The 15,764-nt window shown below is 53.7% G+C and carries 15 protein-coding genes; 7 read left to right on the top strand and 8 right to left on the bottom strand.

Features of this window, described 5'->3' with window-relative positions; all coding sequences use genetic code 11:
• The first annotated feature begins 13 nt into the window (after nt 1–13).
• Both Q0X97_RS03615 and Q0X97_RS03610 read left to right on the top strand, forming a co-directional pair.
• Nucleotides 14–700 carry a 1-acyl-sn-glycerol-3-phosphate acyltransferase gene (locus Q0X97_RS03615; protein ID WP_302066024.1) on the top strand — a complete coding sequence of 229 codons (687 nt, stop codon included), beginning with the start codon at nt 14–16 and terminating at the stop codon, nt 698–700.
• Nucleotides 697–1,668: a phosphatidate cytidylyltransferase gene (locus tag Q0X97_RS03610; RefSeq protein ID WP_302066026.1), complete on the top strand. Its 972-nt coding sequence runs from the start codon at nt 697–699 to the stop codon at nt 1,666–1,668. The genes Q0X97_RS03615 and Q0X97_RS03610 overlap by 4 nt, the downstream gene beginning before the upstream one ends.
• A gap of 74 nt (nt 1,669–1,742) precedes the next feature.
• Here Q0X97_RS03610 and ubiM read toward each other — a convergent pair whose 3' ends face one another.
• On the bottom strand, nt 1,743–2,927 hold the full coding sequence (gene ubiM / locus Q0X97_RS03605; RefSeq protein ID WP_302067670.1) for a 5-demethoxyubiquinol-8 5-hydroxylase UbiM: 1,185 nt from the start codon (nt 2,925–2,927) through the stop codon (nt 1,743–1,745).
• Nucleotides 2,928–3,221: 294 nt separating this feature from the next.
• Entirely contained in the window at nt 3,222–4,835 is a 1,614-nt protein-coding gene (gene rmuC / locus Q0X97_RS03600) for a DNA recombination protein RmuC (RefSeq protein WP_302066030.1), read from the bottom strand.
• A 540-nt stretch (nt 4,836–5,375) separates the two neighbouring features.
• Between rmuC and Q0X97_RS03595 the strand changes: the two genes are divergently transcribed.
• Nucleotides 5,376–6,611 (top strand): transferrin-binding protein-like solute binding protein, encoded by a 1,236-nt coding sequence (locus Q0X97_RS03595; protein ID WP_302066032.1) that lies wholly within the window; start codon nt 5,376–5,378, stop codon nt 6,609–6,611.
• A gap of 215 nt (nt 6,612–6,826) precedes the next feature.
• Here Q0X97_RS03595 and Q0X97_RS03590 read toward each other — a convergent pair whose 3' ends face one another.
• On the bottom strand, nt 6,827–8,623 hold the full coding sequence (locus tag Q0X97_RS03590; RefSeq protein WP_302066034.1) for a bifunctional chorismate-binding protein/class IV aminotransferase: 1,797 nt from the start codon (nt 8,621–8,623) through the stop codon (nt 6,827–6,829).
• Nucleotides 8,624–8,825: 202 nt separating this feature from the next.
• On the opposite strand from Q0X97_RS03590, the gene ppk2 reads away from it, so the two are divergent.
• Nucleotides 8,826–9,755, top strand: coding sequence for a polyphosphate kinase 2 (gene ppk2 / locus Q0X97_RS03585; protein WP_302066036.1), 930 nt, complete (start codon nt 8,826–8,828; stop codon nt 9,753–9,755).
• A gap of 86 nt (nt 9,756–9,841) precedes the next feature.
• Here ppk2 and dapB read toward each other — a convergent pair whose 3' ends face one another.
• On the bottom strand, nt 9,842–10,654 hold the full coding sequence (dapB, locus tag Q0X97_RS03580; RefSeq protein WP_302066037.1) for a 4-hydroxy-tetrahydrodipicolinate reductase: 813 nt from the start codon (nt 10,652–10,654) through the stop codon (nt 9,842–9,844).
• Between the two features lie 12 nt (nt 10,655–10,666).
• Nucleotides 10,667–11,056, bottom strand: a complete 390-nt coding sequence (locus tag Q0X97_RS03575; protein WP_302066039.1) for an outer membrane protein assembly factor BamE — start codon at nt 11,054–11,056, stop codon at nt 10,667–10,669.
• 147 nt (nt 11,057–11,203) lie between these two features.
• Between Q0X97_RS03575 and fur the strand changes: the two genes are divergently transcribed.
• The 3 genes from fur (at nt 11,204) to dapD (ending at nt 13,551) form a co-directional block, all read left to right on the top strand.
• Nucleotides 11,204–11,641: a ferric iron uptake transcriptional regulator gene (fur, locus tag Q0X97_RS03570; RefSeq protein WP_085391068.1), complete on the top strand. Its 438-nt coding sequence runs from the start codon at nt 11,204–11,206 to the stop codon at nt 11,639–11,641.
• Between the two features lie 135 nt (nt 11,642–11,776).
• Nucleotides 11,777–12,508, top strand: a complete 732-nt coding sequence (aat, locus tag Q0X97_RS03565; RefSeq protein WP_302066042.1) for a leucyl/phenylalanyl-tRNA--protein transferase — start codon at nt 11,777–11,779, stop codon at nt 12,506–12,508.
• Nucleotides 12,509–12,732: 224 nt separating this feature from the next.
• Entirely contained in the window at nt 12,733–13,551 is an 819-nt protein-coding gene (gene dapD, locus Q0X97_RS03560) for a 2,3,4,5-tetrahydropyridine-2,6-dicarboxylate N-succinyltransferase (RefSeq protein WP_302066044.1), read from the top strand.
• A 336-nt stretch (nt 13,552–13,887) separates the two neighbouring features.
• Here the strand turns inward: dapD and Q0X97_RS03555 are convergent, their stop codons facing one another.
• The 3 genes from Q0X97_RS03555 to Q0X97_RS03545 form a co-directional block, all read right to left on the bottom strand.
• A complete protein-coding gene (locus Q0X97_RS03555; protein WP_302066046.1) occupies nt 13,888–14,574 on the bottom strand; it encodes a M48 family metallopeptidase in 687 nt (228 codons plus the stop codon).
• 1 nt (nt 14,575) lies between these two features.
• Nucleotides 14,576–14,755: a hypothetical protein gene (locus tag Q0X97_RS03550; RefSeq protein WP_302066047.1), complete on the bottom strand. Its 180-nt coding sequence runs from the start codon at nt 14,753–14,755 to the stop codon at nt 14,576–14,578.
• A gap of 253 nt (nt 14,756–15,008) precedes the next feature.
• A complete protein-coding gene (locus Q0X97_RS03545) occupies nt 15,009–15,743 on the bottom strand; it encodes a 1-acyl-sn-glycerol-3-phosphate acyltransferase (protein WP_302066049.1) in 735 nt (244 codons plus the stop codon).
• Between the last annotated feature and the right edge of the window lie 21 nt (nt 15,744–15,764).

Below are 15,764 nucleotides of genomic sequence, written 5' to 3'. Positions count from 1 at the left end.
GCAGGAAAACGCGATGGAATTTTTCAAGAAAAAGCTCGCTTGGCTGACCGACCAAGCGTTGTGCCTATTTGTGTCTTTTATCACCGGCGTGCGTCCCAAAGCGGCGAACAGCCTCAAATTTTCTCCCGCTAAAAAAGTGTATTACGCCAACCACAGCAGCCACGGCGATTTTGTGCTGGTGTGGATTTCACTGCCACGCCGCTGGCGGGCATGCGTGCGGCCGGTTGCCGGAGCCGATTACTGGTTGGGCGGCAAGATCAAACGCTTTATTATCCAAAACGTGTTCAATGCGTTGTTGATCGACCGCGACGGCAGCGACCCGCGCACAGTAACGGGGCAGATGTCTGCCGCGCTGCAAAACGGCGATTCGCTGATTATTTTCCCCGAAGGCACTCGCAATACCGACGACGATACCGTGCTGCTGCCGTTCAAAAGCGGCATCTATCATCTGGCGCGCGAAAATCCCGATGTCCGTCTCGTGCCGATGTGGATCGACAACATCAACCATGTGCTGCCGAAAGGCACGTTTCTGCCGGTGCCGTTATTGTGCGATGTGAACATCGGCGAAGAAATCGCCTTGCAGGAAAACGAAGGCAAAGAGGCATTTCTGCTGCGCACCCGTGCCGCATTATTGGCGCTTGCGCCGTCTGAAAAACAACAACAAGCCTTGTTTCACGATAATCAGGAGAACGCAGCATGAATCCGTTTGTTTCCACCGTTTCCACGCACGCCATCCCGCCGCAGGCCGGTTATATTTTCATGGTGATTTTTGCCGTTTTGGTCTTGGCCGGTGTGATCGGGCAATGGCTGAAGCGTAAAAAAGGTGCAGATAATCCGACTATCGCCAACCTGAACGCCCGCGTTTATGCGTGGTGGATCATGACCATCGTGCTGCTGCTGGCTTTTTGGTTCGGCAAAACCGGCACGGTGATTCTGTTTTTCCTGATTTCCTTCGCCGCTTTGCGCGAGTTTCTCACGTTGGTTTACCAACGCCGCAGCGATTACAAAGTGATGGTAACGTGTTTCTACCTGCTGCTGCCGGTGCAATATTATTTCGTGCTCACCGAGTGGTACGGCATGTTTTCCATTTTCATTCCGGTTTACGGTTTTCTGCTGCTGCCGATCATCGCCAGCCTGAGCGGTAAAACCGAACAGTTTTTGGAGCGCACCGCCAAAACGCAGTGGGCGGCGATGATTTCGATTTTCTGTCTGTCGCACGTGCCGGCGCTGATGAGCCTGCACTTGGATGATTTTCCGCATGAGCAGAATGTGCTGCTGTTGATTTTTATGATTGCGGTGGTGCAGTCGAGCGACGTGCTGCAATACGTATGGGGCAAAACCATCGGCAAACGCAAAATCATGCCGTCGTTGTCGCCGTCCAAAACCGTGGCCGGCACGGTGGGCGGCATTGCTTCGGCCGTGCTGGTGGCGGTACTGATGTCGCCGATTACGCCGTTTTCACCGGTTCAGGCGGCCTTGATCGGGCTGGTACTTTGTTTGATGGGCTTTTTCGGCGGTTTGGTGATGTCGGCCATCAAACGCGATTACGGTGTGAAAGACTGGGGCAATATGATTCAGGGCCACGGCGGTATGTTGGATCGGGTGGATTCGGTCTGTTTCGCCGCGCCGGTGTTTTTCCATATCGTGCGTTATTTTTGGCACGGGTAGGCAGGTATAAATAAACAAGAAGGCCGTCTGAAAAATTCTTTTCAGACGGCCTTTTTAAAACCTTTCTTCCATTATCAGCCGGTTAGCTGGTGGGTAATCAGTTTTTTGAGCGGCGGCAGGTTGTTGCTCACGCGCAGAACCAAACCGCGCAGCAGTTTGGCGGGCGGGGTTTCGTTGGTAAACAGCTTCAGCAGCATATTGGTGCCGTGATAAAGCGGGCACGACTGGAGCATATGTTTGCTGTCGTATTGCGAAAGCAGCGAAGCGGCTCCGATGTCTTTGCTTTGTTTGGCCGCCTCCGACACCAGTTTGGCCAAAATGTCGGCGCTGGAAAGGCCGAGGTTGAAGCCGTGGGCGGTAACGGGGTGCATGCCTACGGCGGCATCGCCGATCAACGCGCTGCGGGTGCCGTAAAAACGTTGGGCATGCATGCCGACCAACGGGTAGCAGTGGATGGTGCTCACCAGTTCCATATCCCCCAAACGGCCGCCCAGTTGTTTTTTAACGCTGGCGGCGAGTTCTTCCGGACTGAGGTTTTGAATGCTCGCCGCTTGGTCGCTGTCTACCGTGAGCACGGTGTTGGTTAAATGCTCTTCCAGCGGCAGCAGGGCGATGGTGCGGCCGTAGTGGAAGCATTCGTAGGCGGTATGGTGGTTGGAAAGGGTGTGTTTCATGCGGCAGACGAACATGGTTCGGCTGTAATCGTGCATGTCGGAAGCGATACCGAGCTGGCGGCGCGTTTGTGAAAAACGGCTGTCGGCGGCAACCAGCAGGCGGGCGGTTAGGGTTTCGCCGTTTTCCAAAACCACTTCGGCTTGTTCGGGGCCGGTTCGAACGTCTTTCACACCGCTGCCGCACTCGATCGAAACGTTATCCAGTTTGCAGACCACATCATAGGCGGCCTTGCGGATGTTGTGGTTGGAAACCAGATAGCCCAAGCAGTCGGCGGGTTTGCCGCGGGCTTCGGTGGGTTGCGGGAAGTGCAGTTGGTAGGAAGACTGCCCGTTCAATACTTTGGCATCGCGCAGCGGGTAGATTTCGTTTTCGGGAATAAGCTGCCACATGCCGAGCTGCTGCATGATGGCTTTCGACGGATGGGTAAGCGCGATTTCGCGGCCGTCGTATGCGGGGTTTTGCAGTGATTCCAACGGGCTTTTTTCGATTATTGTGATGCTCAGCCCGCTGTTTGCCAATGCCGCGGCAAAACTTAATCCGGCAGGGCCTGCGCCGACGATGATGATGTCGCTGTGAAAATTCATAAGCTGATTCCTCCGATTAGAAAATTCCGCTTAGGATAAACCAAAAGATACAGATAATGTGAAAGTTTTTTGTCTGTTTAATGCCTGTTTAATATAAGTCAAATCGAAAAGCGGCAGATTATGGCCGAATGATACGTTATTTTGAGTTTCAGCCGGTTTTCATTCGGCTGCTTGGCACAATATGCGGCGGATATGCGGAGGCCGTCTGAAAAAGTTTTAGCGAAACTCGCAAAGCTCGTTTTCAGACGGCCTCTTTGTACTGCGGGGGTGCCGGCTTGAAGAATGCGGTGGAGATTAATCCGTTTGCGTGTCGCCGCCGTCATCGGGTGCGTCCAGCCGCCGTTCCGGTTCCTGTGCACGTTCGGCGAGATTTTTTTCAAGCTGTTTCGAGGCTTTCACGCCCAGTTTGCGCAGTTTTTCGGCGCGGTTCACCAGATTGCCGCGGCCTTCGGAAAGCTGTTTGAACGCGGCTTGATACTGGCTTTGCGCCTGCTCGATGTTTTTGCCGACGCTTTCCAGCGTAGTAACGAAGCCGACGAATTTGTCGTACAGCTTGCCGCCTTCTTCGGCGATGGCGATGGCGTTTTGGTTTTGCTGCTCGTTGCGCCAAATATTCGCCACCGTGCGCAGCGTCGCCAGCAGGGTGCTGGGGCCGACGGGCATGATGCGTTTGTCGAAGCACTCTTGAAACAGGTTGTCGTCGTGTTGCAAGGCCAACAGGTAGGCGGGTTCGACGGGGATAAACATAAACACGAAATCGAGCGTGTTCACGCCTTCGATATCGCTGTATTGCTTGAGCGACAGGCTCTTGATGTGGGCGCGTACGCTGGCGGCGTGGGCGGCGAGTGCACGCTCGGCCTCTTCGGGCGTTTGCGCCTGCGTGTAGCGCACATAGGCGGTAAGCGATACTTTACTGTCGATGATGATTTGTTTGCTGTCGGGCAGGTTGACCAGCACGTCGGGTTGCAGGCGGCGGGTGCTGCCGTCTTCTTCGTGGCGCACGGAGGCCGTCTGAACAAAATATTCGCGCCCTTTCACCAAACCTGAATTTTCAAGCACGGTTTCCAGAATCATTTCGCCCCAGTTACCCTGCGTTTTGTTTTGCACGCCGGTGAGCGCGTCGGTAAGGGCTTTGGCATCGGTGTGAAGCTGGGTATTGAGGGTTTGCAGGCGTTTGAGTTCGTTTTCAAGGGTGAGCCGCTCTTTGGCTTCTTTTTCATAGGTGGTCTGCACCAGTTGGCTGAACTGCCCCATGCGCTCGTTGAGCGGGGTGAGCAGGCGGTTGATGCTTTCGGTGTTGTGTTCGGTGAAGCGTTTGGTTTTTTCTTCGAGGATGTTGTTGGCGAGATTTTGAAACTGGTCGGCAAGGCTTTGGCGTGCTTCGCTCAGTAGGGCGAGTTTTTCTTCCGAGGCGAGGCGTTCCTGCTCGATTTGGGTGTGCAGCCTTTCGTTGCGCACTTTCAAATCGGCCACGATTTGCTGCAAGCCGGCGTGCTCTTCTTTCAGACGGCCTAATTCGCTTTCACGCGCCTGCAAGCCTTCGATGTGCTGTTTGGCGGCGGCAAAGCGGCTGTGGATTTCCTGCATTTCAGCCTGCAAATCCTGCGCGTGGCGGCGGCTTTGCGCCAGCTCGTTTTGCAGCGGCTCGATCTGACTGCTGCGGGTTTCGGCGGCGGCAAGGGCGGTTTGGGCCGTCTGAAACTGCTTTTGCAGGGCATCAAGCGCGTTTTCCGCCTCCGCCTGCTCTTGCGCGGCGAACTGGTATTGCTGGGTGCGTTCGGCAAGCTGGCTGTTCAAGCGGCTTTGCTCGGCCTGATGTTTGTTGCGCAGGATCAGCCCAGTGATGAGGATGCCGAGAAAGGCGGCGGCAAGGGCGGTGAGGATAAGGTAAAGCGTAGATGTGTCCATGATGTAACAGGCCGTCTGAAAATGGTAAAGCGCGTGCACTATATCATGTTTCAGACGGCCTGGAGCCAATGTAAAACGGTTATTTTTCAGAGGCTTTATAGGGGATGGTTGAATGTATGGGTTTTATTGGCTGGCCGGAGGCTAGGCGGCTTGAATGTTGTATGTAGTGTTTCCAACATTCGGATCGAGAATCGCTGTAAGAAGGAGAAAGAAAGGTATACGCAAACCTAAATTTAAAGTGTTTTTTAAAGAAATTCGAAAATTTATATCAAGTATTGATAATTATTATTATTTTTTGATAAAATTAAAGAAATACTAATAATGTTGTTAATTATTGTATTTTGAACGGATAAAGCAGATCGTGATTTTTGTTTTTAATGATTCCGGTTGATTTATCTTTTTTGTTTACACACATTTTTTTAAATTTCTTATAGAGAGAGTAGCTCAGTGAAAAAATTATCATTACAAACAGTTTTGGCGGTTACATGCGCAATTGTTTTAAACGCATGCTCTTCAGGAGGAGGTTCTGTACCGTCTTCTTTGTCTACGCTTCAAAATAATCAAAACCAAGCTCAAAATCAAAAAGAGGAGAAAGAGGAAGGCGAACGTAAGAAAACCGAAGAACAGGCTAAAGCAGAGGCCGAACGTAAAAACGCCGAAGAGCAAGCCAAAGCGGAGGCCGGACGCAAAGAAGAAGAGTTAGCTCAAGCAGAAGCTGAACGCAAAAAAGCCGAAGAGTTGGCCAAACAGGAAGCCGAACGCAAAAAAGCCGAAGAGTTGGCCAAACAGGAAGCTGAACGTAAAAAAGCCGAAGAGTTGGCCAAACAGGAAGCTGAACGTAAAAAAGCCGAAGAGTTAGCCAAACAGGAAGCTGAACGCAAAAAAGCCGAAGAGTTAGCCAAACAGGAAGCCGAACGTAAAAAAGTCGAAGAGTTGGCTAAAGCGGAAGCCGAACGCAAAAAAGCTGAAGAAAATGCCAAAAATCAAGCGAATAATAACCCTAAACCCCAGCCGGAAAAAGGTGGTTCGTTTGCAGAGGCTTTGGCGAAAGGCTTTGCTGCCAATGATTCCAAAAAAATAGATTTCATGGACAGTAAATCGGTAAACGGTATTTTATTGAGCATCGACAATGCTAGCGGTACAGTAACCGGCCAGCTTCCTCCAAAAACTGAGGCGTTCAACGAACTCATGCTCAACGGAACCAAAATTCTTTTATTGGCAAGTGCGCAAGATAAAACAAACGGAATCAGTATGCGTCCTTTGGCCCAACGTGATTTCCCTAATGGCGGCTATACAGCGGAAGGCAAAGGTTTTGTTGGCAGCACCGGTCTTGATCCACGCCAAGACCATTTTCAAAACGTCCGTTATGGCGTTTATACCGTTGACGGCAAATCGCACCTGTTTGTACAGGGTAATCCAACCCAAACGATGTATAGAACAGCAAAATACGCATATGACGGTCATGCGGTTTACGGCAAAGACGGCAAATATAACAGAGCCACCACCAAAGCTATTGTAGATTTCGGCAAGAAAACCGTAGATATAACCATCACCCCGCCGAATATTTCCGGCCAAGCCGACCGTTCTCCGTTGAAATTCGGCGGCGAAATCAAAGGCAATACGTTCAGCGGTACGCAAAACAATATTGAAACCAAAGGCGGCTTCTTCGGCCCCGGCGGTGCTGATTTGGGCGGCGTTTACAATGTCAAAGAGGGCGAGCACAAAGGCTACAACGGAGCCTATGGCGCATCAAACAGTGTCCTTCTTCCCAAGTAATCGCCATTAACTTGAAAAATCGGAACCTAGAAATAATAGGGTTCCGATTTTTTTATTCTGAAATAAAGGCCGTCTGAAAATTTTCAGACGGCCTTAGTTTTATTTTCGACGTAGGGCGGGCATCCCTGCCCGCCGCTGTAGGCACAGCTTTTTTCCCCCTGACGTTCGTGTGATATTTGAAAATACACGGCGGGCAGGGATGCCCGCCCTACGGGTTATGTTTTTTCAATCTTCACCGGAAACACTCCGCGCAAAGCGTTGCTCAAGCGGATTTCGTCGGCTTGAGCGAACATTTCGCGGGTAATGCGGCTTTGGTGCACGGTGTCGGTGCCGAGGTGGGTTTGCGGGTCGGCAAGTACGGCTTGGCGCATCACGCCGTTGAGGATGTCCAGATCCAATGCGGGGGTGTGCCATTCGTTGCCGAGGCGGATGAAGATGTTGCTGCGGCCGCCTTCGAGCAGGAGGCCGTCTGAATTGAAAAACAGGCTGTCAAACGCGCCTTGCCGTTCGGCTTGCTGCCAGCCGTGGTCGTAGATGCTGCGGCAGGTGGTTTTGAAGCGGCGCAGGTAGTCTTGCGGCGGCAAAGGGGTTGCGGACAGGCATACTGTTTGCTCGGGCGGCAATTCGTTCAGCGGTGCATGGCTGAGGCTGAGGCCGTCTGAAGGGTTTAAGACGGCCTTGATGCGGTAGAGGCCGTGGTCGGGTAGTTGGGCGAGGTAGCCGTGTATCTGCTGTTCGATATGGTCGGCGAACGGCAGGTTCAGGGCGGCGGCGGATTGTTTCAGACGGCCTAAATGCAGGGGCAGCAGCGGGCATTGTTTTTGATGCACGCGCATGGTTTCGAAGATGCCGAACTCGGGGGCGAGGTCGGTGAGGAAACGGGCTTTCCAGCGGCATTCGGTGTATTCGTCGGCGGGCACGCTGTCGGCGACGATGCCTGAGCCTACGCCGTACACGCCGTGGTAGAGGCCGTCTGAAAGCGGGGTGAGCTGCAAGGTGCGTATTACGACGTTGAGGGTGCCGCTGAATCCCAAACCGCTGCCGCAGGGGTTGAGAAAGCCGATGCTGCCGGTGTAGAGGCCGCGCGGGGCGGTTTCGATGTCGCGGATAATCTGCATGCTCATGCGTTTGGGCGCGCCGGTAATCGAGCCGCAGGGGAAGGCGGCACGGAAAATGTCGGCCGCGCCGATGTGGGGTTTGGCTTGTGCTTCGATGGCGGTGGTCATCTGCCACACGCTGCCGAAGCGGGAGACTTTAAAGGGTTCGGGCACGCGCACCCGGCCGGTTTGGGCGATTTTGCCGAGGTCGTTGCGCAGTAAATCGACAATCATGATGTTTTCGGCGCGGTTTTTGGGGTCGGCCTGCAAATCGCGCGCGCGTTGTTCGTCTTGCCCGTCGTTGAGAATGGGGGCGGTGCCTTTCATGGGTTCGGTGGTGATAAGGCCGTCTGAACCGATTTTGAGGAAGAGTTCGGGCGAAAAGCATAAAGTCCAGCGGGTTTCGCCGCGGTGGTCGGGCAGGCGGCTCAGGGCGGCATAGGGTACGGGTTGGCGCAGGCGGCGGTAGAGTTTTATGGGGTTGCCGTAGGCGGTAAGGTGCAGGCGGGTGGTGTAGTTGATTTGGTAGGTGTCGCCGCGTGCGATGGCCGTCTGAATGTCGCGCACGGCTTGCAGGTAGTCGGCTTCGGCGGTGTCGTTTGCGGGGGTGCTGATGCCGGCGGGGGATTCGTCGGTGCAGGATTGGGCGAACCATGTTTCGGGGTTGGTTTCGGTGCAGCGTTCAAACCAATGCAGGGCCAGATGGGCGGGCGGTTGGGCGGGCAGACCGAGCAGCGGCAGGCCGAATTCGTAGTCGGCAAACAAAACGGCGTGCCAACCTTGTTGCCAACCTTCGCGCAGGGCGGCATCCAGCCCGTCGAGGTCGGCGGCGGTGAAAAAACGGCTGCCGGTGTGGGTTTGGTAAAGTTTGGCGCGGTTGGCGGCTGCGTCGTCTAGGAGCGCGAAATAAGGCATGGCGGGAGGGCGGGATAAAAGCCGGTATTATAACGGTAATGGCGCGGGCGTTCTTGTGTTTTTCTGTTGCAAAAAAAAGTGGCGGCGACATGGTAAAAAGCGGTCTAGTACGATGTAGTTTTTTGTTTGTTTATGTAAATAGGAGTAGAATAGTTCCAAAGAATTAAACATTTCCAATCGATTAACATACAAGGAGCGCTGCATGACCGATCACCAGTTAAAGCCGTTTGAACAAGTTCATCTGGGGGAGAAAAAAGAAGAATTAAAGGTTTTTGAAAAAGCGGTTTTGGAACATAAAGGCCGCATTACCAATGAAGATTCCAGCTCCGCTCCTTTGCCGGAAAGTTATCCTTACCGCACGCGCATGAGCCGCAGTGTTTATGAGAGGGAAAAGAAAAAGCTGCAAATCGAGTTGCTGAAAGTTCAAAGCTGGGTAAAAGAGTCCGGCCAACGCATCGTAAGCCTGTTTGAAGGCCGTGATGCGGCGGGCAAGGGCGGTACGATCAAGCGTTATATGGAGCATTTGAACCCGCGCGGCGCGCGCGTGGTGGCTTTGGAAAAACCGACTGAAACCGAACGCGGACAGTGGTATTTCCAACGCTATATCCAAAATTTGCCGACGGCGGGCGAAATGGTGTTTTTCGACCGCTCGTGGTACAACCGTGCCGGCGTGGAGCGTGTGATGGGCTTTTGCCAGCCGCACGAATATCTGCTGTTTATGCGCCAAACGCCCGAATTTGAGCGTATGCTGGTTTCCAGCGGTATCCATCTGTTTAAATTCTGGTTTTCGGTAAGCAGGGAAGAGCAGTTGCGCCGCTTTATTTCCCGTCGCGACGACCCGCTGAAACACTGGAAACTTTCCCCCGTCGATGTTCAGTCGCTCGACCGCTGGGACGATTATACCGATGCGAAAAACGCGATGTTCTTCCACACCCACACGGGCGACGCGCCGTGGACAATCGTTAAGTCGGACGATAAAAAACGCGCACGCTTGAACTGTATCCGCTATTTCCTGCATGCGTTGGATTATCCGGGCAAAGATGAAAAAGCCATCGGCGTAGTGGATCCGTTGATTGTGAAAGTGCCGGATACCAAGTTTGCCGACAACAATTTTGATGTGATTGCGGATTAAGATTCCGGCTTGCATTGCCTGTTTAACCGAAGAAGGCCGTCTGAAAATTTTCAGACGGCCTTCTTCGGTTGCTTAGTTAAAACGGCTTATCGGTTTTTCAGCCCCAGTACGTCCTGCATGTCGAACAAGCCGTGCGGATGGTTGCGCAACCAAACGGCGGCGCGCACCGCTCCGGCGGCAAACGTCATGCGGCTGCTGGCTTTGTGGGTGATTTCCACGCGCTCGCCGTCGGTGGCGAAAAGGGCGGTGTGGTCGCCGACAATATCGCCGCCGCGCACGGTGGCAAAGCCGATGGTATTCGGGTCGCGCGCGCCGGTATGCCCTTCGCGGCCGTAAACGGCGCATTCTTTCAGGTTGCGTCCGAGAGCGTTGGCAATCACTTCGCCCATACGCAAGGCCGTGCCGCTGGGAGCGTCGACTTTATGGCGGTGGTGGGCTTCGATGATTTCGATGTCGTAGCCTTCGTTCAGCACGCGGGAAACCGTATCGAGAATGTGAAAGGTGAGGTTTACGCCCACGCTGTAATTGGCGGCGAATACGATGGCGGTTTTTTCAGAGGCCGTCTGAATGGCGGCTTTGCCCGCTTCGTCGAAACCAGTGGTGCCGATAATCATTTTTACGCCCGCCGCCGCGCATTTTTCGATGTAAACCAAGCTCGGCTCAGGGCGGGTAAAGTCGATTAATACGTCGCTTGCCTTCAGCACGGCATCAATATCGCTGCTGATGGCGATGCCGGTGTTCAGGCCGACGGCGTATCCGGCATCCAAGCCGATTGCGGCGGAGCCGCTGTGCTCGAGTGCGCCGCTCAATACGGTATCGGGATGGCGGTTAATCGCTTCCACCAATACGCGCCCCATGCGGCCGTCTGCACCGGCAACGGCTACTTTCAATGCGGTCATGTTGCAGTCCTGTTACTGTTGTTGCGCTTTTTGGGCGGCCGCCTCTTCAGCCTGAAGCTGCTGGATGGCGTATTCGATGGCGTTGCCCTCGGCTTTAACCAATTGGTTGTTGCTGAAATGCAGGGTCAGGGTGCGTATATCTTCCACCACGCCGTTGCGGGCGATGTTATAAGTGTAGTCCCAGCGGTCGGCATGGAACGGGTCGCGCAACAGCGGCGTACCGAGCATAAGCTGCACTTGGTCGCGGCTCATGCCGGGTTGCAGCGATGCGACGGCACGGGCATCAAGCTGGTTGCCTTGTATGACTTTGAGCTTGTACGAAGGGAACAGGGATACCCGTTCGGCAGAACAGGCTGCTAAGCCCAGCAGGGCGGCTAGGGTGAGACATAAGGTTTTGTTCACGGTTTTGCCTTTCGTTGAAAATCCGTTAGGTATCAGTATGCCGGAAAAGGTTCGGGTAATTGAAAGCCTCTATCATCTTATAGTGGGCAAAGGAGCCAAAAGTGCGTATTATAACGAGAATAGCACCACACGGGAAAGGATACAATTATGGAAAATAATTTCAACAATATCGCGCAGTTAAAAGACAACGGCTTAAAAGTAACCGGTCCGCGCCTGAAAATTTTAGACCTTTTCGAAACGCATGCTGATGCGCATTTGAGTGCCGAAGACGTTTACCGCATTCTGTTGGACGAAGGCATTGAAATCGGTGTGGCCACCATTTACCGCGTGCTGACCCAGTTTGAGCAGGCCGGTATTTTGCTCCGCCATCATTTTGAAACCGGCAAAGCGGTGTACGAGTTGAACCAAGGCGACCATCACGACCATATCGTGTGCGTGAAATGCGGCGTGGTAACCGAATTCCATAATAAAGAAATCGAGGAACTGCAAGAGAAAATCGCCGAAGAAAACGGCTACCGCGTTGTCGACCATGCTTTGTATATGTACGGTATCTGCGGAAATTGCCAAAAGAAAACCCCGCGCTGAACGTAAAACACCGTTTTTTTCAGACGGCCTTAATGATATTGAGGCCGTCTGAAACGTATTAAGGCCGCGGTAAATCCGTTTCGCCGTAATCAGATTTTCCAACCTATCGTGCCATTTTTTCAAACCGCCTGACACATGGATATTCCTTTACTCAACCATAACAGCAAGGCTTTTCCCGATGTGCGGGAGGCCATCGAGCAGCGGGAAGGGTTGGTGGCCGTGGGCGGCGATTTAAGCCCCGAACGGTTGCTGGCGGCGTATCCGCAGGGCATCTTTCCGTGGTTTTCAGACGGCCAACCCGTGTGCTGGTGGGCGTTGTCGCCGCGCACCGTGCTGTATCCCGAAAAAATCCATATCGGCCGTTCGCTGAAAAAAACCTTACGCAACAAGCCTTATATAGTTACCGTAAACGAAAACTTTCCCGCCGTGATTGCCGCCTGCGCCGCCGCGCCAAGAGCGGAACAGCACGGCACATGGATTACTTGGTCGATGCGGCAGGCTTATATCAAACTGCACGAAATGGGGCATGCCCATTCGTTTGAGTGTTGGTATCCCGATGGGGAAGGCCGTCTGAAACTTGCGGGCGGCTTGTACGGCGTGCAAATCGGACGGGTGTTTTTCGGCGAGTCGATGTTTGCCGCACAGCCCGATGCTTCCAAAATCGCGTTTGCCCGCGCCGTGCCGCATCTGGCGCAATGCGGTATCGAGCTGATTGATTGCCAGCAGAATACGCACCATTTGGCGCGGTTCGGTTCGGAGCAGATGGCATTCGAGGATTTTCAGACGGCCTTGAAGAAGCTGACGGTAATGCCGCTGCGCAAAAAAATAAGCAGGCATTTGATTGCGCATAACGGTATTGATGTATAGCGGATTATTTCGCAGGATTGTTAGATGCCGGTGCCGGTTTTGCGGTGTGAAACGTTTGCAAAGTTGCCGTTTGCGCCGCGTGTTTGCGTTGCATGCCGCCTGCGAACATCGGATTGCTCCGCACGGGTGGCTTTGCAAAGGTTTAGGCATATAATGCCGTCTGAAAGGCTTTGCCTGATCTTCAGACGGCCTCCGTTTCCATTTAACTAACTCAGGACAGAATCATGTCATTACAAAACATCATCGAAACAGCATTTGAAAACCGTGCCGATATCACGCCCGCCACCGTTAGCGAGGAAGTGAAAGCGGCAGTTGAAGAAACGTTGAAACAGCTTGATGCCGGCACTTTGCGCGTTGCCGAGAAAAAAGACGGCAAGTGGGTTGTGAACGAGTGGGCGAAGAAAGCCGTGTTGCTGTCGTTCCGCATTCAAGACAACGAAGTGCAAAACGACGGCGTGAACCAGTATTTCGATAAAGTGCCGACCAAATTTGTCGATTGGAGCGAAGAAGAGTTCAAAGCCGCCGGTTTCCGCGTCGTGCCGGGGGCGGTGGCACGCCGAGGCAGCTTCGTGGCGAAAAACGTGGTGCTGATGCCTTCTTATGTGAACATCGGCGCGTATGTGGACGAAGGTACGATGGTGGACACTTGGGCGACTGTCGGCTCGTGTGCGCAAATCGGTAAAAACGTGCATTTGAGTGGCGGCGTAGGCATCGGCGGCGTGTTGGAGCCGTTGCAGGCCAGCCCGACCATCATTGAAGACAACTGCTTCATCGGCGCGCGTTCGGAAATCGTCGAAGGCGTGATTGTAGAAGAGGGCAGCGTGATTTCGATGGGCGTGTACATCGGCCAATCGACCAAAATTTACGACCGCGAAACCGGCGAAATCCACTACGGCCGCGTGCCTGCCGGTTCGGTGGTGGTATCGGGCAGCCTGCCGAGCAAAGACGGCAGCCACAGCCTGTATTGCGCGGTAATCGTGAAGAAAGTGGATGCGCAAACCCGTGCCAAAACCAGCGTGAATGAATTGCTGCGCGGCGTTTGATCGGGTGTAAACCGTATCGTCGGATAACGGAGAGGCTGTCTGAACATGTTTTCAGACGGCCTGAGACCTTTGCAAAAATAGTCTGTTAACGAAATTTGACGCATAAAAATGTGCTGAGAAATTTTCAATTGACTAAAACCTTTCTGATTTTGAGCAAAAAAGTGGGAAAATCAGAAAGGTTTTTCATTTTAAAAATTTTATTGAGCATAAAATTTTAGTAACTTATGTTATTGCAAAGGTCTCGGCCTCTGCCGTTCCGGAGCGGTTGCAAGAGTTGCATTTTATGATTCCGAGGTTCCGCCGTTACGGTGGGGACGGATGGCGGTATTGCCCGCATCAATCCAGCAAAAACAGCTCGTTACCGTGTTGCTTCAGCCATTGCTTGGCATTGGTGGTGTGGGGCGTGTGGCGGTTGACCAGCGCCCAAAACCGCGGACTGTGGTCGGGATGGGGAAGGTGGCAAAGCTCGTGGACGCACACATAGTCAATCACGAAATCAGGCGCGCCGATCAAACGCCAGTTCAGGCGGATGCCGGTGCGCCGTCGGCATACGCCCCAAAAGGTTTTGGCGTTGCTGAGGGCGGTGGCGGCGGGGAAGAGTTGCAGGGCGTGGGCGTGTTGCTGCAAACGCGGTAGCAGGGTTTCGGCGGCGCGTTCGGTGAGGAAGCGGCGCAAATGCGTTTTTTGCTGCGCCCACGGTTGTTCCGGCAGCAGAAAGTGCGGCGGTTGGTGGCTGATATGGTGTTGCGCGTGGGTGTGGAGTTGGTGGTGTTCGCCACGATACCAAATCCGTTCGGGCGTGGTTTGCGGCGTGGGTGCGGGCGGCATGTGGTGGAGAGTGCGGAGAATCAGCGGCTCGTTGTGTTGCAGCCACAGACGCAGTTGCCGTTCGCTCAGATAGGGCGGGATGTTGATGCGGATAGCGGCTGCTGACAACGGCCGCAAAATGATGTTTTTCTTGGCGCTGCGTTTCAGATGGAGCGTGATGTCGAGGCCGTCTGAAAGGGTGTGGGCAAGCTGCATGTCAAATCAGGCCGAGATAGCGGAGCGCACAGCCGATAATCACGGCGGTTCCCGCGGCAAGCAAGGCGGCACGCGCGTTGGTTGAAAAACCTGCGTCGCGCAGACCGCGGTTGAAATAGGCTCCGCCGATCAGGGTAACCAGTAGGGCGAAGATGAGGGCGGAATAGGTGTCGCTGTTCATATGGTTTATATGATGTCGGGTGGGTGTTGAGGCCGTCTGAAACATTCAGACGGCCTGATAACTTTGTCGGGCGGTAAGCATTCTAAAGATACCGGTTTCAAGAACCAAACCGTTGCGGGATTTACATTCGCATTACTGAAACCCGATTGCGGGCGGATGTGTCATCCGCCCCTACGCAGATTGCTTGTCGTCTGGAAAGTGTTTTTGGCGAAACCTGCCAAGCTCGTTTTAACGAAGCTCACAAGGCTCGCTTTCAGACGGCCTTTTTGGCAGCAAACGGCCCGGCACCGTCGATTTTTTCCTGTTGGCTTTCAATCCAGTTTTCGCATTGCTTCATCAATTCTTCAGCCGTGCCGCTGTCGTAGGCGACGGGCTTGCCGATCACGACGGTAACTTCGCCCGGGTATTTCAAAAACGAATTGCGCGGCCAGAATTCGCCGCTGTTGAGGGCGACGGGCACTAAGTCCATTTCAAACATCTGCGCCATGCGTGCGCCGCCGAGTTTGTATTTGCCGCGCGTGCCCGGCGGCAGGCGTGTGCCTTCGGGGAAGATGGTGATCCAGAAGCCTTCTTTTTTCCGCACCATGCCTTGTTCGAGCAGTTGGCGGTTGGCTTGGGCACGGTTGTTGCGGTCTATGCCTATGGTTTTGGCGAGTTTCAAACCCCAGCCGAAGAAGGGCAGCTTGAACAGCTCTTTTTTCGCCACGAAAACGTGCAGGGGAAAGATTTCCTGAAAGGCGAGCGTTTCCCAGCCCGATTGGTGTTTGCTGCAAATAATCGACGGGCGGTCGGGAATGTTCTCACGGCCGATGACGCGGTATTTGAGGCCGATGATGTGTTTGAGCATCCACACCAAAATCAGCGCCCACGCCCGCCCGACGTGATTGGCGCCTTTGGGAATCAGGGCGATGGGGATGATTAGGGTGAACATCGGCGGGGTAATCAATACCAATACCAGCCAGTAAATCAGATTGCGGATATAGAGCATCGGGAGCTTTCTTTAACGGGT

The sequence above is a fragment of the Neisseria sp. MVDL19-042950 genome (genome assembly GCF_030504625.1).
GTDB lineage: Bacteria > Pseudomonadota > Gammaproteobacteria > Burkholderiales > Neisseriaceae > Neisseria.
Note: the sequence above shows the minus strand (reverse complement) of the source record. Positions and strands in the feature narration are given on the sequence as shown.